Annotated in this window: 16 protein-coding genes; 7 read left to right on the top strand and 9 right to left on the bottom strand. The window is 48.8% G+C overall.

Annotation, left to right across the window (positions count from 1 at the left end; translation table 11 throughout):
- Positions 1-97: 97 nt before the first annotated feature.
- The gene (locus FHS60_RS00660) at positions 98-760 is read right to left on the bottom strand and encodes a hypothetical protein (protein WP_183693615.1); all 663 of its coding nucleotides are present in this window, start codon (positions 758-760) and stop codon (positions 98-100) included.
- Positions 761-997: 237 nt separating this feature from the next.
- Between FHS60_RS00660 and FHS60_RS00655 the strand changes: the two genes are divergently transcribed.
- Complete coding sequence (locus FHS60_RS00655; protein WP_183693613.1) at positions 998-2,764, top strand: putative transporter; 1,767 nt, start codon at positions 998-1,000, stop codon at positions 2,762-2,764.
- A 48-nt stretch (positions 2,765-2,812) separates the two neighbouring features.
- Here FHS60_RS00655 and FHS60_RS00650 read toward each other — a convergent pair whose 3' ends face one another.
- Positions 2,813-3,292: a methylated-DNA--[protein]-cysteine S-methyltransferase gene (locus FHS60_RS00650; RefSeq protein ID WP_183693610.1), complete on the bottom strand. Its 480-nt coding sequence runs from the start codon at positions 3,290-3,292 to the stop codon at positions 2,813-2,815.
- Between the two features lie 180 nt (positions 3,293-3,472).
- Here FHS60_RS00650 and FHS60_RS00645 point away from each other — a divergent pair, with 180 nt between their 5' ends.
- Positions 3,473-4,147: a zinc metallopeptidase gene (locus FHS60_RS00645; protein ID WP_183693606.1), complete on the top strand. Its 675-nt coding sequence runs from the start codon at positions 3,473-3,475 to the stop codon at positions 4,145-4,147.
- Between the two features lie 173 nt (positions 4,148-4,320).
- Here the strand turns inward: FHS60_RS00645 and FHS60_RS00640 are convergent, their stop codons facing one another.
- The 3 genes from FHS60_RS00640 to FHS60_RS00630 all read right to left on the bottom strand — a co-directional run bounded on the left by FHS60_RS00640 (position 4,321) and on the right by FHS60_RS00630 (position 8,045).
- Complete coding sequence (locus tag FHS60_RS00640; protein ID WP_183693603.1) at positions 4,321-4,986, bottom strand: hypothetical protein; 666 nt, start codon at positions 4,984-4,986, stop codon at positions 4,321-4,323.
- A 99-nt stretch (positions 4,987-5,085) separates the two neighbouring features.
- Positions 5,086-5,592, bottom strand: a complete 507-nt coding sequence (locus tag FHS60_RS00635; protein WP_183693600.1) for a calycin-like domain-containing protein — start codon at positions 5,590-5,592, stop codon at positions 5,086-5,088.
- Between the two features lie 149 nt (positions 5,593-5,741).
- The gene (locus FHS60_RS00630; protein ID WP_183693597.1) at positions 5,742-8,045 is read right to left on the bottom strand and encodes an NADP-dependent malic enzyme; all 2,304 of its coding nucleotides are present in this window, start codon (positions 8,043-8,045) and stop codon (positions 5,742-5,744) included.
- 221 nt (positions 8,046-8,266) lie between these two features.
- Here FHS60_RS00630 and FHS60_RS00625 point away from each other — a divergent pair, with 221 nt between their 5' ends.
- Complete coding sequence (locus tag FHS60_RS00625) at positions 8,267-8,893, top strand: TetR/AcrR family transcriptional regulator (protein ID WP_183693594.1); 627 nt, start codon at positions 8,267-8,269, stop codon at positions 8,891-8,893.
- A 77-nt stretch (positions 8,894-8,970) separates the two neighbouring features.
- Here the strand turns inward: FHS60_RS00625 and FHS60_RS00620 are convergent, their stop codons facing one another.
- The gene (locus FHS60_RS00620) at positions 8,971-9,456 is read right to left on the bottom strand and encodes an arginine repressor (protein WP_183693591.1); all 486 of its coding nucleotides are present in this window, start codon (positions 9,454-9,456) and stop codon (positions 8,971-8,973) included.
- A 703-nt stretch (positions 9,457-10,159) separates the two neighbouring features.
- On the opposite strand from FHS60_RS00620, the gene FHS60_RS00615 reads away from it, so the two are divergent.
- From FHS60_RS00615 to FHS60_RS00600, 4 genes are all read left to right on the top strand, one after another.
- A complete protein-coding gene (locus FHS60_RS00615; RefSeq protein ID WP_183693588.1) occupies positions 10,160-14,011 on the top strand; it encodes a TIM-barrel domain-containing protein in 3,852 nt (1,283 codons plus the stop codon).
- A 104-nt stretch (positions 14,012-14,115) separates the two neighbouring features.
- Positions 14,116-14,946, top strand: a complete 831-nt coding sequence (locus FHS60_RS00610) for a hypothetical protein (RefSeq protein ID WP_183693585.1) — start codon at positions 14,116-14,118, stop codon at positions 14,944-14,946.
- A gap of 37 nt (positions 14,947-14,983) precedes the next feature.
- Positions 14,984-15,577 (top strand): thymidine kinase, encoded by a 594-nt coding sequence (locus FHS60_RS00605; RefSeq protein WP_183693582.1) that lies wholly within the window; start codon positions 14,984-14,986, stop codon positions 15,575-15,577.
- Positions 15,564-16,085: a hypothetical protein gene (locus tag FHS60_RS00600; RefSeq protein WP_183693579.1), complete on the top strand. Its 522-nt coding sequence runs from the start codon at positions 15,564-15,566 to the stop codon at positions 16,083-16,085. Before FHS60_RS00605 ends, FHS60_RS00600 begins: the two co-directional genes overlap by 14 nt.
- Before the next feature lie 310 nt (positions 16,086-16,395).
- Here the strand turns inward: FHS60_RS00600 and FHS60_RS00595 are convergent, their stop codons facing one another.
- The 3 genes from FHS60_RS00595 to FHS60_RS00585 form a co-directional block, all read right to left on the bottom strand.
- On the bottom strand, positions 16,396-16,920 hold the full coding sequence (locus tag FHS60_RS00595; protein ID WP_183693576.1) for a flavin reductase: 525 nt from the start codon (positions 16,918-16,920) through the stop codon (positions 16,396-16,398).
- A gap of 64 nt (positions 16,921-16,984) precedes the next feature.
- Positions 16,985-18,376, bottom strand: a complete 1,392-nt coding sequence (locus FHS60_RS00590) for a threonine/serine exporter family protein (RefSeq protein ID WP_183693573.1) — start codon at positions 18,374-18,376, stop codon at positions 16,985-16,987.
- A gap of 174 nt (positions 18,377-18,550) precedes the next feature.
- Positions 18,551-22,561 carry a glycoside hydrolase family 2 TIM barrel-domain containing protein gene (locus tag FHS60_RS00585; protein ID WP_183693570.1) on the bottom strand — a complete coding sequence of 1,337 codons (4,011 nt, stop codon included), beginning with the start codon at positions 22,559-22,561 and terminating at the stop codon, positions 18,551-18,553.
- Positions 22,562-22,655: the final 94 nt, after the last annotated feature.

Raw genomic sequence — 22,655 nt, 5'->3', positions numbered from 1 at the left:
AATTCTGGGAGGGACAAGAAGCCGCGCGAAAGCGAAGAAGCCGGACTTACTGGCGAATCCCAACGAGTCCGACTTCTACTGTTCTTTTTCTCTGCCCCTATTGCAGATACATCAGCAGTTGTTTGAGGCTTTTCTCATCTCTCCAACTCCAGAAGCGGTCGGCCATCAAGGTGCGGAAAGCCTGCTTCATTTCGGGGCGCACAAATTTCTTGACTTGCGTCTCGTTGGCGGGTATCTCCTTGCCCGACAGCCAAAAATAGTATTTTTCTTGCAAAGGATAGCCTACATCGGACTCCCGCTTGTCGCGGTCAAGTTCAAAGAAAGTGTTGACATTCACGCCCGAAGCGCTGGGAATGTCTAAATCAAAGAAACCCTCGCTATTGGAGCTATACGTTTCTTCTTTGAGGCGATTCATATCCACCGTAGTGACGCAAAGCAAATAGTTATAGCCCTGACGAGCCACTACACGCCCCATCTGATTATTCACTTTCTTATACTCCACAGTATCGAGCCGCAGTCCTAACACATTATTGAGATAGGCCTTATAAATCGTGTCCTTGCGAACAAAACAGAGAGAGGCATCTTTCAGAAAGATATTGACGCTATCATCTATGTGGCGATTGAACGTTTGGAGTATCCTACCTTTTTGGAAAGCTTCATTGAGAAAAACCGTCTTTGAGCGGCGCAACTCTTTCTGCTGCTGAGCAAAAGCTACAACAGTGACCAAAAAAAGAAGAAGGGAGAAACAGGTATGGCGCATAACTAAAAGGATTATGTGAAACAAGAATCGAGTAGGAAGAAAGGAGAAGGGTACATTTGCAAACTCAGAAATAGCAAATCAAAACCTTCTACTCCCCCTCGAAACTAACTGCTGCAAATATATAAAAATTGCGTCATTTCAGCAAAAAGGGAAAGAAAGCGGGAGGGTTTCCGCTAAAAATGTTTAACTTCGCCGCACTTAAAACTAAGTAACTCCTTACATATTTCTTTCTAACTTATGGAATGGTTAATTAAAATCATCAACAACCCTGTGCTGCCTGCGCATTTGGCACTCCTCTTTGCGCTGGTTATTTGGTTGGGTGTAAAGTTGGGCAAACTTAAACTGGGCGGAATTTCCCTCGGCGTAACCTTCGTGTTGTTCGTCGGAATCCTTGCCGGACACCTCTACCACACGTTTGTAGTGGCTCCCTCCAACGGAGAAATGGCAACAGCCATGGCCAACCAAACGCTCATCATCAATTTCATTAAAGAATTTGGTTTGGTGCTTTTTGTCTACTGCATTGGTCTGCAGGTGGGCCCTGGCTTCTTTGCCACATTCAAAAAAGGCGGGGTTGAGATGAATCTTCTCTCCACTGCACTGATTGTACTCAACATTGCTGTCATGCTGGCGCTCTATTTCATTTGGTTCTACTCCCCTGGAGATCCACTGAACAAAAAGAATCTCGCCATGATGACGGGTACTCTCTATGGTGCGGTTACTAACACGCCAGGTTTGGGTGCTGCCAACAACATCCTTCCTCGTTTGCTGGGCGGAAGTGCCGACTACGATCCAGGTTTCAACATAGGTAGTAGCTACGCTTGTGCCTACCCGCTAGCCGTTGTGGGTATCATCGGTGCCACCATCGCTATTCGCTACATCTGCAAAGTTAGTCTCGACAAAGAGGCCAAAGAATATGAACACGCCAACGAGGCAGATCCTTCTTCAGTTCCCGAACATTTCATTCTGCGCGTTACTAACAAAGCCGTAGTGGGCCATACGCTTCAAGAACTTCACAACTTTGTGAAGGGCGACTTCGTTTGCTCTCGTGCAAAGAAAGATGGCGAAATGTTCATTCCGAAAGAAAGTACTGTAATGGAAGAAGGAATGAAACTCTACATCGTTACTGCTACTTCAGACAAGGAAGCTATCATCGCCTTGATGGGTGAACTCCTCGACGAGGACTGGCAAAAAGAGACAGAAGGAGAGAAACGCTACATTTCACAACGACTCATCGTGTCAAAACCTGAAGTAAACGGTTTGACATTCCACGACTTGCATTTCTCTTCCCTTTATAATGTAAACGTGACACGCGTGACACGTGCTGGTATGACACTCTTTGCGCGCAGAAACTTCCGTCTGCAAATGGGTGACCATATCCGCGTGACGGGTACGGAGGAGAACATCAACCGCGTTCGCGAGATTGTGGGCGACACGCAAAAGCGTCTCGAAGCTCCCAATGTTGGAATGTTGTTCCTCGGCATTCTGCTCGGTATTTTCCTAGGACAGATACCTATTCCTATCCCCGGAATCAGCGAACCCGTAAAGCTCGGTCTGGCTGGTGGCCCGTTGGTGCTCGGTATCCTTATCGGAGCTTTCGGCTACAAGTTTAAGATCACGGCTTACACCACAAACAGTGCCAACTTGATGCTCCGCGAGGTGGGCCTCGTACTCTTCTTGGCTGGTGTGGGCGTTCAAGCGGGTGCTACATTCTGGAACACGGTCGCCAATGGTGGTTACCACTACGTTTGGATGGGTTTCCTCATCACGGTGATCCCAATTATGATTTGCGGTCTTTATGGACGCCTCAAGATGAAGTTGAACTACTTCACATTGATGGGTCTCATCGCTGGTACGAATACTGACCCCCCTGCTCTTGCATTTGCCAATCAAACGGCCAATAATGATGCGCCAGCAGTGGGCTACTCCACGGTTTATCCGCTCTCTATGTTCCTGCGAATCCTTACGGCTCAGCTCATTCTCTTGATACTCATTCCGCTCGTTTGATGCACACAAATAAAAGAGCAGTCCTCTGCGGACTGCTCTTTTTCTTTTCTACCCTATCAGACACTGTTCCATTTCCAACAGTGCCTTTTTTCTATCTGTACCTCCAGCGTAGCCCGTGAGCGAACCATCGGAAGCAATGACGCGGTGGCAAGGCACAATCAGCGATATGGGGTTTCGCCCTACTGCTCCACCAATGGCGCGCGCCGAAGTGTGGCAAGTAAGAGCCAACTGGGCGTAGGTAGTGGTGGCGCCATACGGAATTGCCAAGAGGTGTTGCCACACTTGTTGCTGAAAAGGAGTCCCCAACAGTCGCAGAGGTGGCACAAAATCGGGCCGGCTACCCGAAAAATAAATATCCAACCAATGGTGCACCTCGCGAAGTATAGAAGTCTCTTTCTCCACAACCTCCTCGCAGAGCGTTCTGCCGAAGTATTTCTGACTCTCAAACCAGAGTCCTATCAATGCGTCCTCACGGCTGGCCAACACGATACGCCCCAGTGGCGAATTGTAGGATTGAGTGTATGTCATATCAGATAATTTTCAATCAGAATACACACAAATGTAGGGAGAAATCCTTAAGAAGCATCGCTAAGTCCCTAAAATATGTCAATATCTCTGCACTACTGGGTGTTTTTCGTATCTTTGGCATACTTTTGTCTATAAGCCTCAGCAAACAATAAGTACTAACTAAAATAAATTCCGACACTTATGATTTGGATTATATTTGGCATCTTCGCCTTGATCAGCTATTTGGTTCAGTCGAACCTAAAATCGAAATTCAAGCAATACTCTCGTGTTCCCATCGCCAGCGGAATGACGGGCGCACAAGTAGCGGAGAAAATGCTACGCGATAACGGAATCTATGATGTGCGCGTTACGTCTGTTCCGGGGCAACTCACAGACCACTATAACCCTACCGACAAGACCGTGAACCTTAGCGATGGCGTTTATAATAGCTGCTCGGTTGCTGCCGCTGCCGTTGCAGCTCACGAATGTGGCCATGCTGTTCAGCACGAAAGAGCTTACGCTCCGCTACAACTCCGTTCTACCCTCGTGCCCGTGGTAAACTTTGCGTCGCAATGGGTGCAGTGGGTGCTTTTAGCAGGTGTTGTACTGGTCAACACAATGCCTGGAATCCTCTTGGGAGGTATTGCGCTCTTCGCGCTGACCACTCTGTTTAGCTTCATCACCCTCCCCGTTGAGATTGACGCCAGCCGACGCGCCACGCAATGGCTTGCAGGAGCGGGTATCACCAGTAGAGAAAACTATCCGATGGCTGTTAGCGCACTCCGCTCTGCTGCTTACACCTACGTTGTTGCAGCGCTCGGTTCGCTCGCCACACTCATTTATTACGTTCTCATCTATCTGGGCAACCGCGACTAAGAGATTCTGAAAAATTTCGTATAAAGAACGAGACACAACCACAAAGGCTCTCCTCTTGCTGGTTGTGTCTCGCTTTTTGTTTTTATTGCTGACCGCTTGCCCTATGCTTTTCAACAGCACACCAGAAGAGATGCACGCGTACGATAGAGCTAAGCGCAAATATCCTTATTGTATCACTGCTTTCTTACACCATAGCGCTTGAGCAGCTCATTTTTTCGTTCTTCAGGTGTTTGGCATCGGTATTTCATGTGCCAATCGTCCAGCTTGCTCTTGTATAAATAGCTCAGTTTCAAAACAACATCGAGCGTGGTGTCTGTAAGTTCTTTCACTTCCAGTAAGGTTTCTGACTCTTCTATCCCATAAGTTCCTCTACCTGTGGGATAAAAGTAATGGAATTTCACGAAAATGGTACCAAAAAAATTATCTATACGATAATTATCCAGGGATACCGATGCACTTCCACATAATCCTCCACCAGGAGAAAATACTAATGTATTCCCATCTGTAAGCGATATCCAACGCTGCTGTAGCTGCGTAAGGTTTACATAAGAATAGACCACACCTGGCAGAGCATCTGCCTGGACAATGAGGGCATAACGATCGCCAGGACGCAATGTGCCTATCCGGCTCATCATCTTCCACGGCTTTTTCAGAATGGTGAGCGAAATCGTGTCCCGCTGGTCGGTGACAAAAACAAGGGAGGTGTCCTGTTGGCTGATTAGCGTGGCATAACTGGAGTAGTCAGGGGCTATCCCGATAACAGCCTCTCTTTGCGAGAAGGCGGATGTTTCCAAACAGAAAAGAGCTGCTAAAAGAGCCGTGCGTAAAGAGTGTAACATAAATCTATCGGTTTTGAAATTTCGGCAAAAGTAATAAAAAAAGCAGTCCGACAAGCATTGCTTACATCGGACTGCAACATTTATGGAATAAGGATAATATTACTTCTTCGTACCTTCGTATTTACCGTTCAAAAGAGCTTTCATCATTTCGTACATACGGCCGAAAGAGAAATCAAAGTTGAGTTTCAGCTTCTTATTGGCGAACGTACCAGAGATTTTGCTATGATTGATGGCAGCACTCTTGCCGTTCATCATGCCAGCACCTTCAACAGGATCTGCCGCGAAAGAAGCAGTAGAACCATTGAGCGTCAACTTGACATTAGTAAGCTTCAGATTTGTCATCTTAGAAGCCGGACGACCAGAACTTGCAGGGCTACCCGTAATTTCAGCAAAGGTGATGTTCACCAAGTTGTTTCCAGCCTTTTCTACTTTCACTTCTGTATTATCAGTAGCATAAGGAGCATTACTCAAAGAAACGGTGAATACACCAGAGTAGGTACCACAAACATCTTCAGCCGTGAGGGGTTTGTCTTCATCCTTTGAGCAACTCGTAGCCATCAAGCAGAGGCCGAGTCCCAGAATGGAGAAAAATTTAGTTAGTTTCATAAAAATTTTAAGTTAAATTAAATTCGAGTGCAAAAGTAGAGAGTTTCCATTTTCCTTACAATACCCCTTTTTAGGTATAAAAGAAAGGAGCAAGCGCCGGCTACTTTCAACCGAGCGATTACTCCTTATTATCACAGGAATTAGGATTTTTACAATTCGAGACGCTCTTCGAGCTTGCTCTGTACGGTTGCATCGAGCACCGCAACGGCTGTAACATTGACGATGTCGCGCACGCTGCTTTCGAAGTCTGTAAAGTGGATAGGTTTGTTCAGTCCCATCTGAATAGGGCCTATCACTTCTCCATCGTCAGCCATATTGATAGCTTTCACCATCTTATAAGCCGAATTGGCCGCCGAGAGAGTTGGGAAAACAAGTGTGTTCACATCCTGCCCTTTGAGGCGCGTAAAGGGATATTTCTCATCGCGCAGCTGGCGGTCGAGGGCGAAGTTCACCTGCATTTCTCCATCAATGGCCAAGTCGGGGAATTCTTGCTGCATCCGACTCACTACATCGTGGACCACAGCAGGCTTACCTTCATTGTCCGAACCAAAGTTGGAATAACTCAACATGGCCATAATCGGAGTGCGGTTGAAGAAGCGCACCGTTGAAGCCGAGAGCTTGGCGAGGTCGTAGAGTGTTTCCGCATCAGGGTCGCGGTTGATGAGCGTGTCGGCAATAAAGAAGATGCCTTTTTTAGAGGAAATCAGGTGCATCGTACCGAAGTGCGAGTAGCCCTCCCGTATGCCAATCACTTCCTTTGCTACCTTGATCGTATTACTATATTTAGTGTATAATCCAGTAATGAAAGCGTCAGCGTCGCCAGTTTCCACCATCATCATGCCAAAGTAGTTGCGCTCATACATCTTGTCCATCGCTTCCTGCAAGGTGTATCCCTCTCGCTGCTTCTTTTCGGCCAACAGGCGAGCGTAGTGGTGGCGGCGGTCAATCTGCGAATCGTCGCGAAGATTCAGCAGCTGGCAACCCGTCAAATCGAGGTGGAGTTCAGTCGCTAAGGCTTTAATCTTAATTTCGTTACCCAAAAGGATAGGTTCGCAGAAGCCCTCCTCCTTTGCCTGCACTGCGGCCTGTAGCATAGTGGGGTGAGTGCCCTCGGCATAAACCACGCGCTTCGGGTGGAGCTTTGCCGCGGCATATAGATTCTGCGTGAATTTCGTTTCCTGCCCCATGAGTTCGCGCAACTGCTGACGATAAGCGCGCCAGTCGGAGATGTCCTTTCGTGCCACGCCACTATCGATAGCGGCCTTTGCCACCGCCATGCTCACCTCCGTAATGAGGCGCGGATCAACGGGCTTCGGAATAAAATAGTCAGGGCCAAAAGTGAAGTTGCGCACATGATAGGCACGATTCACAATATCGGGCACAGGACGACGAGCCAGTTCGGCAATGGCGCGCGCCGCAGCCATTTTCATTTCTTCGTTGATGGCCGTAGCAGCAACATCCAATGCACCGCGGAAAATATAGGGGAAACCAATCACATTATTAATCTGATTGGGATAGTCCGTGCGCCCCGTCGACATCAGCACATCGGGACGAGCCGCCTTGGCATCCTCGTAAGAAATCTCGGGCACAGGATTGGCCAGCGCAAAGATGATGGGGTTCTTCGCCATGGTGCGAACCATCTCTTGCGATACGATATTTCCTTTTGAAAGACCTACAAAAACATCAGCCCCTACCATTGCTTCGGCCAAGGAATGTACATCCGTGCGGGTGGTGGCAAACTCGCGCTTTTGTTCGGTGAGATTAGGGCGATCTGCCGTTATCACACCTTTAGAATCAAGCATCACGATATTTTCCTTACGCACGCCGAAAGCACAATAGAGACGGGAACAACTGATGGCGGCTGCTCCGGCACCGTTGACCACAACTTTCACATCCTCCATACGCTTTCCCGCCACATCCACGGCGTTTAGCATTCCGGCGGCCGAAATAATGGCCGTGCCGTGCTGGTCGTCGTGCATCACGGGAATATCGAGTTCATCCTTGAGTCGGCGTTCAATCTCGAAACACTCTGGTGCTTTGATGTCTTCCAAGTTGATACCGCCAAATGTCGGGGCGATGGCTTTGACTGCTTGTATAAACTTTTCGGGGTCTTTCTCGTCCACTTCTATATCGAAAGCATCCACGCCAGCGTAGATTTTGAAGAGGAGTGATTTTCCTTCCATTACGGGTTTGCCGCTCATAGCACCGATGTCGCCCAAACCGAGGACTGCTGTACCGTTACTGATCACGGCAACGAGGTTACCTTTGTTGGTATAGCGATAAACGTCGTGCGGATCTTTTTGTATCTCAAGACATGGCTCAGCCACGCCGGGCGAATAGGCCAGAGAGAGGTCGGTCTGTGTGCGATAAGGCTTTGTAGGAACAATCTCAATCTTGCCGGGCTTTCCCATAGCATGATAATGCAGGGCAGCTTCTTTAGTAATTTTCACCATACTTATCTGGTTTATTATTTATCATGTATCTCTATTTTGCAAAGATACATTTTTTCATCAGAAAGCACCTACTGACTAACAGGTGTACCAAAAGAAACCTCGTTTTTAGAATATTTTTTTACTGCCAAAAGTAAAGAAAGGCTAACACTTATAGACGAAGAGAAGTTTTTATCTTATTTTTGCAGACAACACATTTGGAAACATACATTTTTAAGATAGATATGAGAACAACAAATGATAAGGCGCTGCTGCGGGAGCGAGTGATTGATGCGGGGCAGGAACTGTTCCACAAAAACGGGATCCGCGCCGTCACGATGGACGATGTGGCGCATAAACTCCACATATCCAAGCGCACACTCTACCAACTTTTCGACACCAAAGAGAGTCTGCTCATTGCGTGCCAGCAAAAAGCGATGGCGGAGCACCAACAACAGATTAGAAATATCATGGCGGAGACGGACAATGTTATAGAAATCATTCTCTGCGACCTCCAACTCAATATGAAGGAGATTCAGAAATTTTCAAAAGAGTTTCTCAACGACATCCCCCTCTACGACAAACTGCGGGAGAACATACGGCAGCACCGAAAGGAGAACAAGGCCAACGCGCTTGAGTTTATCGAGCGCGGCATCAATCAGGGACTTTTCCGCCCCGAGATCAACGCAGAAATGGTCTATGAGGTGGGCGTGGTTATCATTGACCTCTTGGTGGAGAAAGGGTATTACAACACTGTTTCTCCCTTTGAAATGCTCTCCTCCTCCACAATCGCTTATCTCCGCGGTATTTCCACAGAAAAAGGCATTGAACAGCTCAACGAGTTTGTGAACAAATACAAATCAGAAGAATAAAGTTTTTTTGTGGATACTTAGCAGCGTCGGTCAACACACATAAGATGTCGACCGACGCTGTCGTTATTTCTCAATATTTATAAAAGCACAGCTTTGAGCGCGGGAATCACATGGGAGAGCGCATCAATGAGTTGCTGGCGTTCGATACCTTCAGCTTGCGCCACAAACAAGGTGTCGTAGCCCGCCACCGTACCTGCCACTTCGGGCAAATGATGGCTATCAATGTCGGCAGCAAGTCCTGCCGCATATCCCGGACGTGTGTGGAGAACGGCTAAAGTGCCCGAAAAGGTAATGCCTACAACGCCCGTATTCTGTAAGTATTCCGGTAAAGCCTCAATAGGTATCGGGCGGCGGTAGCCTTCTGTTTTGGGTAGGATCAACTGATAGCCGTCGGGCGTCTTTTGCCGCAAAGCGTGAAGCTTCTGCAAATCGCTCGACACCGTAGGCTGTGAAACCCTAAAGCCTGCGCGCGCCAATTCGCGCTGTATGTCAACTTGCGACCTCACCACTTTGTTGGAAAGGATAATCCTCAGAGCCTCCAACCGCGTTATTTTCTTTGCCATTTCTCTTATTACCTTTTCGAATAGCAAAGATAAAGCAAAGATTAGAATTGGGCAACATCCGATTTTCTCAATTCTCCCATTCATCCACCTTATCCTACTCGTCCGAAAAAACCGATAGCTGCGCCTCACATCCCGCAAGCAAAACCGCCCTATTCCTTGACAAAACAGTTTCTCAATCTAACGCACTAAAAGTTGGGAGAAAGCCAAAAATTGCACAAAAATATCAACTCCCACCTTTGAGGTTTGGAAAAACAACTCCATTTTGATGCTCAACAACATAAAAACAGCCACTTTCCTCATTAAAAGGCTCATATTTTTCCTTATTCTGTCGGCCGATACAATAAGGCTGTCAGCTGACAGCCTTATTGCGTTTAAAAATATCCTTATTGTATTCCTCGATAGCCTTATCGGACGGGCGATTCAGCAGAACGAATCTGCCGTCCGCCTTATTTCAAATTGGATTTCAAAGGATTCTCGGAGCCACAGATTAAGAAATTGCTTGACAACAAGCCGCAAAAGAATCGAAAGAACCGCATGCTTGGTCAGCGAGAAGAATGCAGGCAACAATAGCTTCATTCCATCGTTTTCCCCTCTTATTACTTTCTTCACGCAAGGGAGGAAGCTGCTCGCCGCTTGTATTGAACGGATATTCTTTGTAAATTTGTGGCTAATTTAGAAAATCAGAATAACAAATATACACTCGATGAAACATTACACATCAAAAGGACTTAGGCATTGCACAGCTTTGGCGCTCGCTCTACCGCTCATGGCGGGCGTTCCGGCTATGGCCTTCGTTCCTTCCTCTATGGTCACCATCAGTCAGACTGCAAACGTAATCAGCGGAGTGAACCAACTGAACACTACCACCTTTGAAGTGCGCTATCAGAACGGACAGGTGCTCACCATCGACTTCTACGGCGAAAACATCTTCCGCCTGTTCCAGGACAACAAGGGCGGAAAGATGCGCAACCCGCAAGCACAGCCGCCCGCACAAATCCTCGTGGACAATCCGAGAAAGAGCGTGGAGCACATCAACCTGACAAAGGACAACGGCTACTATATCATCGCGACGCCGAAAGTACAGCTCCGCCTGAACGCTACTTCGGGGCTTTTCTCCGTGCTCAATGGTGAGGGAACGGAAGTGGTGCGTGAGATAGCAGCTGCCGACCTCACCGACGCAAAAACCACCCTCACATTTGCCGCTCAACCCAACGAATACTTCTATGGCGGCGGCGTGCAAAATGGACGTTTCTCCCACAAGGGAAAGGCAATCGCCATCGAAAACACGAACAACTGGGTGGACGGCGGTGTGGCTTCCCCCACTCCTTTCTATTGGTCGACAAAGGGCTACGGCCTTTTGTGGCACACGTTCAAGCCAGGTCGCTACGACTTTGGGGCAGAAGATGCTAAAAAGGTGACGCTTTCCCACTCTGAGGACTATCTCGATGTTTTCCTCATGGTGAGTAAAGAGCCAACGTCCCTACTTTCCGATTTCTACCAGCTGACGGGAAATCCCGTACTGCTGCCGAAATTTGCTTTCTACCAAGGCCATCTCAACGCCTATAATCGCGATTACTGGACGGAGAATGCAAACGGCTTCATGGCTTATGAGGACGGCAAACGCTACAACGAGAGCCAGAAGGACAACGGAGGTATCAAAGAAAGTCTCAATGGCGAGAAAAACAATTATCAGTTTTCAGCTCGCGCCGCTATAGATCGCTATCTGCAAAACGATATGCCGCTCGGATGGTTCTTACCTAACGACGGCTACGGAGCAGGCTATGGTCAGACGGCTACACTTGATGGCAACATTGCCAACTTGAAAAGCTTTGGCGATTATGCGCGCTCAAAGGGCGTACAGATCGGTCTGTGGACACAAAGCGATCTCCACCCGAAAGACGGCATCGAAGCGCTGCTACAACGCGACATCAAGAAGGAAGTGGGCGTGGCAGGCGTCCGCGTCTTAAAGACTGACGTGGCTTGGGTAGGTGCCGGCTACAGCTTCGGCCTCAACGGTGTGGCCGATGTAGGCGAAATCATGCCGAAGTATGGCAACGATGCGCGCCCCTTTATCATCAGCCTCGATGGTTGGGCAGGTACGCAGCGCTACGCGGGAATCTGGTCGGGCGACCAAACGGGTGGCGACTGGGAGTATATTCGCTTCCACATCCCGACCTTCATCGGATCGGGGCTTTCTGGTCAGCCTAACATCACAAACGACATGGACGGTATCTTCGGCGGTAAGAACCTACCGGTGAATGTGCGCGACTTCCAATGGAAGACGTTCACGCCGATGGAGCTGAATATGGACGGTTGGGGCGCAAACCCGAAATATCCGATGGCGCTTGGCGAACCGGCCACTTCTATCAACCGCGCTTATCTGAAGCTCAAATCAATGCTGATGCCCTATACTTACAGCATCGCAGAGGAGGCTATTTACGGTAAGCCGATGGTTCGCGCACTTTTCCTCGACTATCCTAACGACTACACGCTCGGCACGAAGACGGAATACGAGTATCTCTACGGTCCGAGTTTCTTAGTAGCTCCTATCTATAAGGGCAGCAAAGCCGACAAGGAGGGCAACGATATACGCAACGGTATATACCTGCCCGAGGGAAAATGGGTGGACTACTACGACGGACAGATTTTCTTCGGCGGCCGCATTATCAACAACTACGATGCGCCGCTTTGGAAGCTCCCCGTCTTTGTGAAAGCGGGCGCTATCATCCCGATGACGAACCCCAACAACAATCCTTCTGAAATCCGCAAGGACTATCGCGCTTACGAGCTTTATCCCGATGGCGCAAACTGCTTTACAGAATACGACGACGACGGTGAGACGCAGGCTTATCTCAAGGGCGATGCTACGCATACCGACATCATGAGCAACTTGGTGAAGGATGTGCTCAAGGTAAAAGTGGAGAAAACTGTGGGCAACTATACAGGCTTTGAAGCTAACAAGGAAACGGAATTCTTCATCAATGCTACGCGTGCCCCCAAAAAGGTGGTGGCAAAAGTGGGCGGTAAGAGTGTGAAACTCACAAAGGTTACAAGTTTGCAGGCTTATGAGAACGGTCAGAACGTATTCTACTTCAATCCGAAACCCAATCTAAATCGTTTCGCCACACCAGGCTCTGATTTTGCGAAAAAGGAAATCACGAAGAATCCGCAGTTGCTCGTCAAAATTGGTAAGACTGATGTAACGAAGAATGCAGTGGAGCTGCAAGTGAAAGGTTACGAATTTGCGCCCGTCAGTGCTCTGCTGAAAACATCTGGCTCACTTTCTGCCCCCAACGTAACATTTACGGACGACAACGTAAAGACATACACGCTCACGCCTTCATGGGAGAAAGTGGAGAATGCAGACTACTACGAAATCGAGTATGACGGCCAACTCTACTCTACTATTACTGATCAGGAGCTTACCTTCGAGGGCTTGAAACCCGAAACTGACTACAGCTTTAAGGTGCGCGCTGTCAACAAGGAGGGCTTCTCCCCTTGGTGCACAGTGAAAGCTCGCACAAAGGCTGATCCTTATCAGTTCGCCGTGAAGAATATCATGGGACAGACCACTTGTGAGAACCAAGCCGGTATGGGTGTTAACAAACTCTTCGACTACGACCAACGCTCAACATGGCACTCAAAGTGGGGCAAAGGCGAGGCAGTGCCTTTCACGCTTACGCTGGATCTCCGCTCTGTGAATGAGCTCGACAAACTGGAGTATCTCCCACGCGAAGACGGCGGCAACGGTACGCTGACAAAGGGAACAATCTCTTCCTCCACAGACCGCCAAACGTGGTCGAAGCCTATTGACTTTACGTGGAACCGCGATGGAGCAACGAAGACCTTTGCTTTCGAAGGCAATCCATCAGCTCGCTACATCCGTTTGAATGTGACGGAAGCCGCTGGCAACTTCGCAAGCGGACGCCAAATGTATGTGTTCAAAGTTCCAGGTAGCGAAAGCATCTTGCAAGGCGACATCAACCATGACAAACGTATTGACGAGAACGACTTGACAAGTTACATGAACTACACAGGCCTGCGCCGCGGTGATGCTGACTTCGATTATGTGGGCAGTGGCGACATCAATAAGAATGGTCTTATTGACGCCTACGACATCTCTATTGTGACAACTCAGCTTGACGGAGGTGCGGCACAACGCGCCAGCGACAAGGTGAGCGGAAAGCTGCTCTTGACTGCCAACAAGAACACCTTTGCTGCTGGCGATGAGGTTCGCATCACGGTGAGCGGTAAGGATCTGAAATGTGTCAATGGTTTGAGCTTCGCGTTGCCTTATAGCACGAGTGATTTTGAATACCAAGGCATCGAACTTCTCAATATGAAGGACATGGTGAACCTCACTTACGACCGCTTACATACTAACGGTCAGAAGGAGCTATTCCCCTGCTTCGTGAACCGCGGTAACAACTTTTTGCTGGAAGACGGCAACCTATTCGTCATCAAGCTCAAAGCTAAGAAAGCAGGCAAGTTCAGCCTCAAAGCTAAGGACGGTCTTCTCGTAGATCGTAGCTTGGGCACTTGCAATGCCTTCTGAATCACGAAAGACTGAATACTTCCCAACAGCCACCAGTCCTTTATCGGCTGGTGGCTGTTTCCTTTTTGGCAGTACATCCATACAAAACGACCTACATACAGAATATGAAACACTCTATCTACCTGCTACTCCTGTTCTTCTGCCTCACGGCGTGCAACAGCAGCAATAGCAAACTCAAAACAATCATTGCACAGAGCCAATCAGCTTATCCCGAAGAAAGCAAGGACGGGACTACCATCTGCGAGGGCTTTTCGTTCGACGACAATGATAATCTCGTGATTTCTTACACCCTTCGAGAAAATCCCGACATCAATTATGTTGTTCCAAAACTCAAGGATGAACTTGTCAAGAAAAGTGCTATTGTTACCTTAAAGCTGGATGTTGCCAATAATGCTAATACGCTCGAAATTCTGGAACTGACAGCGAAAGAAAAGAAAAATCTTGTTCTCACCTACAAAGGCAACCTCACTCACAAAACCAAGCGCATTGCTCTCTCTACAAAAGAACTGGAAGAAATCATCCATTGCTCCGCCAACGCCAAAACGCTGATACGAGAATCCCTCAATGTGCAAGTGGAACAGCAAGCCTCCCGACTCCCACTACAATTGAGCGAAGGACTGGAATTCTCTTCTATAAAGATTGAAGAAAACAACATTGTTTATGACTACACCATGGATGACGCACTGGCGGAGAAATCTCCCATTGCAACTAATCCTTCTTCGGTGAAGCAGAATTTACTAAACGAAGTGGCCAATACCAATAAAACTTCAATGCTGGAACTTTTCCGCATGTGCATTGAAGCAGATTATGGATTTCTTATGCGTTTCACAACGGCTGTCTCGAAGAAAAAATATCAAATTAGTTTTACGCCCGAAGAACTTCAGAAAAATTATCAACAGCTTAGAGCCACTCTCATAGAGAAACAAACAGAATAATTTATTATCTTCGCTGTCCGAAAACCAACTCAAGGAAATGAATCACTATTTTCAACAAGAATACATACGCCACGGACATATCGAAGTGATCTGCGGTTCTATGTTCTCGGGCAAAACGGAAGAACTCATCCGCCGCCTGAAACGCGCCCAGTTTGCCCGTCAGAACGTGGAAATCTATAAGCCCACTATCGACACGCGTTATAGTGAGGAAAACGTAGTCTCTCACGATTCCAACTACATCAAATCAATGCCAGTGGATGCCCCAGAAAGTATTCTGCTGCTGGCTTCTGACGCCGAAGTAGTGGGCATCGACGAAGCGCAGTTCTTCGACGAAACGCTCGTGGACGTATGCAAGAAAATGGCCGATGCAGGCAAGCGCGTCATTGTGGCAGGGTTGGACATGGACTTCTTAGGCACTCCCTTCGGCCCGATGCCCGCACTGATGGCTATTGCCGAGGATGTCACGAAAGTTCACGCTATCTGCGTGCGTTGCGGCAATCTGGCACAGTTTAGCCACCGCATCGTGAAAGGCGAGAAGCAAGTGATGCTCGGCGAAAAGGACGAATACGAACCGCTCTGCCGCAATTGCTTCAACAAAGCCTTAAACGCTCATCACCATGAAGTGGAATAAACTCCAACAGCTCTATCGGCAAAACAAACATCATTTTTGGAAATACATCTTCTATCAGTCCGGCATCTTCCTATTCACCTTTGGGAGCGCGTTCGGACTGTTTTTCTTGATCGATTTCCTTTCTGAAAAAATGGGTTTCGGGCATCCTTCCTCGGACACAAGAATGCTCATTGTCATTGCTACTATGCTCCTTGCTCTCCTTATCTTTGTCATCATTTATCATCTTTTGGGAAAGGACAAAGACGAGGCGGAAAGCGAAAATCCGAAGCGGTGGTATCAGAATTTCTGGCTACAAATAATATGGTTCATCACTATCATATCTGTGGCCCTTGCTGCTTTCTTTTTCCTCGATAACTATTTAGAGAAACTCCCCCAAGAATGGGCTTGGATTTACATTGCGTGGAGGTATGGAAAAAGAGTTTTCCTTTTCGTCCTCGCCCTTATCATTTGGCTGCGTACCAAATGGAAGAAGAAACAGCTCAAAAAAACTCCCTCGGCTGACAAATAAATTCTACTATCTCCCACAGAAAACCATACACAAGAGCTTCAGAAATGAAGCTCTTTTTATTCTCCCACAACATTCGCCAATAAGAATTTCTGAAAAAGCTGAGTTAGTCGACCGCAGAAAATGCCTTTTTAGGGATAGAAAACTACTAAAAAGGGGCAGATGAAGCACAACGAAAAATATCCTTATTGCGTTTGGAAATACAATAAGGATGTCAGCTGACAGCCTTATTGTGTCAGCTGACGCAATAAGGATATTTATGGGTAAAAAGGAGGTAAATATTACCGCGCGTATCTCGCAGAATGGCTAAGGTCTACAAGGAGATTTCGCCCTTATAGGCGGCTTCGATTTCTAAGAAATAAACATCGTGGAGACCGCCGCCGGGACGATCGTTATACCAACGTTCGAGTTGCTCCTTATCAAGGAATTTCTCCGGTTCGAATTGTCCTTTGTACATCTTACGGCAAACAAGGGTCAGACGGGCTTGTTCGAAAGTCACCGCATCGTCGGTCAGCACAAGTGGCTTCAATCCTGTGGCTTCTGCCTTGTCGAGATCGCGCCCCGACTTACTCCCACAAACTTTATGGGCGGCGCGTCCTGCCTCGCCCAAGAAAGCAAGCGTTAGGCGATTCTGTTGCTCCACAAAATCGTGCGTGTAACGCTCGGGACGGATGAAAACGATGGCCACGTGCTTTCCCCAAAGTTCGCCAAGCGTGCCCCAGCTCACCGTCATCATGTTAAAGTCATCCAGAGTGCCCGCCGTGACGAGTCCCCACTCTTTGCCGATAAGTTCAAAAACGTTTTCCTTGCCTAATTCTGTAATGTCAATCTGTTGCATAGTCATTCTTATATATTAAAAGCACCCAGCCGCTCCGCAACGGGAACGGCTGGTGCAGGGAATATTATAAATCTTCGAGATAAATGAAGTCGCCACGATCCTTACGTTCCTCGATGAGTTTGTTAAACTTCATTCGCTTGTTACGATTGATGAAGCGACGGGCAAATACGTTCGGAATAGCCACGCCGAGGGTGATACAGAAAATCATCATAGAGGCCGACACGCCGTTGACCACTGCAGCAGTCATCGTCTGGTTGAGAGTTTCGTGGTCAACAGGCACTTGGATAAACGAATACAGCGCGCGGTACATCAGCACGCCCGGAACCATCGGGATGACACTCGAAATCGTGATCACGTGGTTAGGAGTGTGGAGCCAGTGTACTGCTTTCAGCGCTATCAGGCTCACGAGCGTAGCCCCAGCTAAGCTACCGATGACGCCGCCTAAGCCCAGCGAGAAAGAACAGTATTCATCGGGCTGCAGGCTTACGAAATTGCGCGTGCAAACCGCGATAACGGCGCCCAAAGCAGCCACCCAGAGCAGTCGCTTGGGGATGTTGAAAATCATACTAAAGCCCATGCCCGATATGGCCGCTGCAAGGGCATATTCCCAGTAGTTGTGGTGCGGCACCATTGGAATGCCCATAATGTCGGGCTTGAAGCCGAAGGTTAGCCCGCAGAACATGAGGGCGAAAGCAATGCCGAACGCCATTCCAACCATCATCATGGCCGTATTAGTTGCTCTGATGAGCCCCACCTGGTGGTTGCCTTCCATCATATCGTCTACAAAATTAATGAGCGGTACTCCCGGCACGATGAAGAGCGCACACGCCAAGAGCGGATGTAAAGGCGTGGATGTCCAAGCGGGCAAGAAGGTTGTGAGCCAAGCCGCCAAAGTGGAAACAAATGCGGCAATGGCGATGGACATGTATAGATTCACTCCAGCTTTGAGCAGGTAGTGGCGCGCGCGGAAACCGAGATAAGCACAAAGAGAAGCTAAGAGAAATGCAATCCAGTCGCAACCAAACTGTATGCAGAAGCCACCGCAGGCAAAAGCCGCACCAATAGCGGTGACGTGCGGACTATAGTTGCGGGGACGTTCCTTGATGGTGTTCAACTCCTCCTCAAACTGGTCGATGGAGTAGTCCTCGCGAACGGCGCGGAACGTGAGTTTGCTGATGGCTGAAATAGCTGTAAAGTTGATGCCATGCTTCTCGCAACGCTGAAACTTTGAGAAAGAATGTTCTGCATCGCTGAAATTCACCATCAGCATTTTATAGTCGATGTAGATATGAAGGTTCTCTTCGGGCAGTCCAAAGAAAGCTGCGGTTCGCTTCATGTTGCGTTTGATGCGGTCCGTATTGGCTGAACTTTCAACCAGTAGTTGTCCTGTACGAAGTAAAAGATCGAGTTTTCTACGTAAGTCCTGTACTGAATTACTATGAGTGTTTGCTTCCATTTATAAGTTATTGATTTTTCGGGGTGCAAAATTACAAAATTATCGGCAGACGATAGCCACCAGCACAAGGCTTTCCCTTATTGAGCGGCAGGAGAGAAACAAAAGAGGACTTATTGTAGCCACGGATGCGGTACTGCAACAAGTCCTCTTTTCTATGATTCTACGCAATGCGCCTTACTTGGCAGCACGCAAGCGCAACTTATAGTGCTGCGTCTTTTGTGCCACGCGATATTTCGGTAATGTATCCACATCGGCACCGCAGGAAGCGTTGCCCACACCGCGTGTGCAAGCATCGAGGTGCAATACCACGGCTGGATAACGTTGGAGTTCCCATGCATGAGCGGCATTCATCAGTTGCTCATCGGTATAATTCAGCGCAGAGAAACTCACTTCGCCTTCTGTTTCTACTCGAACGCCACGGCCTTTCTTATTGGTCAGCGTGAGTTCGCGGAGCAATTCGCGGCCACCCATAGACTGCGGCTTCATGTAGCGTTCTCCGCTGTTCTCCACCATCGTTGTGTAGCGCCCCATGAGGCTTCCGTCGCGGCGGTCGTTATAGTTCTCCCAAGGTCCAAGGGCGTAATAGTTCATGTGTTGGAAGGTGCTGTCGAGGTACACCACGATGCCAGCGCGGCGAAGGTTCGGCGTCTTCGGTTGGAGGGTTACATCGACATCTACAACGCCTTCGGAATAGAGCGTGTACTTCAGCGTCTGATCGCAGAGAGAGCCGTTGCGCGACACGATGATTTGAGGCGTGCCTTGAGCTGAGGTTTCGAGGCGCACCTCAGCCTTATCGGCCAGTCCATCGGACGTGTTGCCGAAGCGGTCGTTCTCAATCCAGCGGTGGTTATTGAAAAGGAAACTTCCGTCAGCACCTACCACTTCTGTAGTGCCGAGTTTAAGCGAACGGACAGCACCTGTCGTGCGATTGATTTCAATGGCCGACTGACCGCTCTGATAGCGCACTACATTACCTGGGAGTTCCGTGGCCGTGGGTGCTGCCGTTGAGTGGAGCGCAGGCAGAGAGCCGCGCGCAATCAAAGGAAATTGCTGGTGAGCTACCTCGTGTTCCTTAGCAGCATAACGCGTAGCAACAGCTTCTAGGATGTGGATCTGAAGAAGAACCTCATCGCCAGCAGCGGCTGCAGCACGAAGTTTCACTTTCTTAATAGGAAGCACCAATGTGAGGCTATCGCCGGGGAGCACATTGGGTAGCTTCATCGTTTTCGTACTCACAACATGGCCGTTCTTCATCACGTCGTAGCGCAGAACAAAGTTGTTGAGACTTGTGAAGTCGTAGTTATTATAGAGGCGTACTGCCACCGTGTTCTTATCCATATCCGTGCGCTGCTCTGCAAACTTTACATACTGAAAGGCAGCTTTCACTTCTTTGAGTTTCGCACTCTCTTGACGCGTAGCAGGCAGAATTCCGTTGCAACAGAAGTTGCCCTGATGAGGACCTGGATAGTCATAGCCCGTTGTGAGGCGGTAAATGCCTTTCTTCATTAGTTGCGGATTATAGATAGCTTGATCTACCCAATCCCATATACAGCCGCCGACGGTGGAGTTACTGCTTTCGATGACATTCCAATACTCGGTCAGATTGCCAACAGCATTACCCATGGCGTGGGCATATTCGCAGATAAACATAGGCTTATCAAGGTTGCTCGTATTCTCGTGCATCCAAGCCATACCTGGGTACATTTTAGAATAGAAATCAGAGAAACGAGAGCCACCATAAGGCTTGCCAGCGCGTGTTCCCTCGTAATGGATGGGACGACTGTCAAGCTCGCGAACTTTCTCGTAACATTCTTTGAAGTTTGCCCCGTTTCCGGCCTCATTACCGAGACTCCAGAAAATCACAGAAGGATGGTTGCGATCGCGACGAACCATTCGTTCGTCACGGTCTACAAAGGCGGGAATCCAACTGGGACGGTCGGAGATGCTCTGGTTTGCGTGGTCTTCCAGATCAGCTTCTTCCATAACATACATACCGTAGTAGTCGCACAGGAAAGAGAGGCGCGGAGAGTTGGGATAATGGCTTGTGCGGAGCGTATTGACATTGTTTTGCTTCATCAATAAGATGTCGCGCTCCATCTCCGACAAAGTGACAGCTCGTCCATGAGCTGGCGATGTGTCGTGACGGTTCACGCCTTTGAAGAAAACTTTCTTTCCGTTGATATAGACTTGCGAGTTAGCAACGCGAATATCGCGGAAACCGTATTTTGTACTGAAAGCCATCTCTTCGCGGTCGCCATCGAACTGCTGAATACGCACAGTGTAGAGGTTGGGGGTTTCAGCAGTCCACGCCACAAAGTGGGGCACGTGGATATTGAGGTTAGCTTCCGTCACATTGCCCGGCGTGAGAGCCACTTCAACACTTTTCTCACCCACCTGCTTACCTGCTGGATCGTAGAGTTTAACCACCAAGCGGCGTGAGCCTGAAACATTGTCGCGGTTATCGAGAGTCAGATTGACATTCAGCGCGGCGTCGGAGAAGTTCTCAAAGAATTTCGCCGTCAGAACGTGGTCGCGAATGGCGGCTTTGGGGACGTCGTAAACATATACGTCGCGGAAAATACCACTCATACGGAACATATCCTGACATTCGAGGTAGCTACCATCGCTCCAGCGGAAAACCTGCACGGCGAGGCGGTTGCGGCCGTCGGTGAGATACTTGCTGACGTCGAACTCAGCCACATTGTTACTTCCCTGGGTGTAGCCAACATATTGGCCGTTCACCCACACGAAAGCAGCCGAGTAGATACCATCGAAGTGGAGGAATGTTCTGCGATTCTTATAGTCGGCTGGAGAGTCGAAATAGGTCACGTAAGAACCCACGGGGTCTATCCCGTAGTTCTTACCGCCATCGTTGTAACCCGGACGGGCATTGATGAACGGCGGCGTATTGGAATGAGGATATTCAACGTTACAATAAATAGGTTTGTCATAGCCCTTCATCTCCCAGTTGGAGGGAACAGAGATAGTGTCCCACGCAGCTTCGTCGAAGCCTTTCTGCCAGAAATCCATGGGGCGTTGACTGGGCTCGGAAACAAAGTTGAACTTCCACACACCATTCAGCAAGCGGAAGTGGCTGTTTCTTTGCGGATAGAGCCAAGGACTGTTGTAGAAAGCCTTGTCTGCCAGCATTTCCGCCTCTGTTGCGTAGGGGAAATAAGTGGCCACGCCCTGTTCTTTATTGATGGCGAAGACGGTTTCGTCCTCCCATTCGTTTTGCTTGAACTTCGGCTTATCGGTCAGCTCAAAGCTAAACCACGCCTGCTGGTCTTTGGCATCGTATTTCACCATTTTGAGGCGGCCGTCAATAAGGGCGTACATTGTCCCCTTACCTTTTGCGCCAGCTGAGATAAGGCGGTAAGTATCTGTTTGCCCACTGACGGGTTCGAAGAAGAAGCGGGCGTTGCGCCATGTGCCGCGCTCGGCGGGCCACTGTAGCAGATAGTCGATAGCAGCATTATCGCCGCCATCGTCGAAGTTCTCGTCGTAGTAAGCATTCTGCACGGCGTATTCGCCAAGTCCCGCCATCGCGATGTTCCAATACTGACCGCGGTTGTTCGGATCGAGCTGTTCGCCAACGATGCGGGCATTGTTTTCGCCGCTGTTACCGTTGCCGAGCACCACGTTTGCACCTGCTACGCTGCGAATACGGAACGTCTGCGATTCGTCGAAACCTGCCACTTTCGATTTGCGGAACGAGAACACAACAACTCCCTCCGAAGCCTTGCTTTCTGCATCCGTCAAGCAGAGTTGTCCCTTGCGTCCAGCCATCGCCTTTTTGCCCTGTTTGTTAGTGGGCAACAGTGAAACGCCATGTTTAGCATCGGCGAGTTTCCAGAGTTGAGCTTCATCGGAACCATTGATTTCGGCAGCTTTCAGCAGGCCGTCTTCATCGGAGCGAATGGCCAAATGCCGAAAAGGATTGACCAAGCGGACACTACCACTCAATTCTTCCACTTGCCAATACTGCGAAGGATTGGCGGCATCAGCTTTTTGAACAACCACATTACCGTGGTTGTCGACAGAAACTACATCGGTGCCGTTCGCACCCACAAAGATTCCATAGAGTGCCCCTTTCTCGTAGCGCACTTGGGCTGTGAGCACATAAGCAAACAGCATAAATGCCAGCACGAGTAGAGCTTTCAACGTTACATTTTTTCGATTCATAGGGATTGTAGAATTTTGCACAAAAATAAATATAAAACTTGGGATTTACAAACCACGCCGAAAAGGGAAAACCAAGAAGAGTGACTTCTCCATC

It is taken from the genome of Alloprevotella rava (assembly GCF_014195585.1).
Classification (GTDB): domain Bacteria; phylum Bacteroidota; class Bacteroidia; order Bacteroidales; family Bacteroidaceae; genus Alloprevotella; species Alloprevotella rava.
This window is presented reverse-complemented; position numbering and strand designations above follow the sequence as displayed.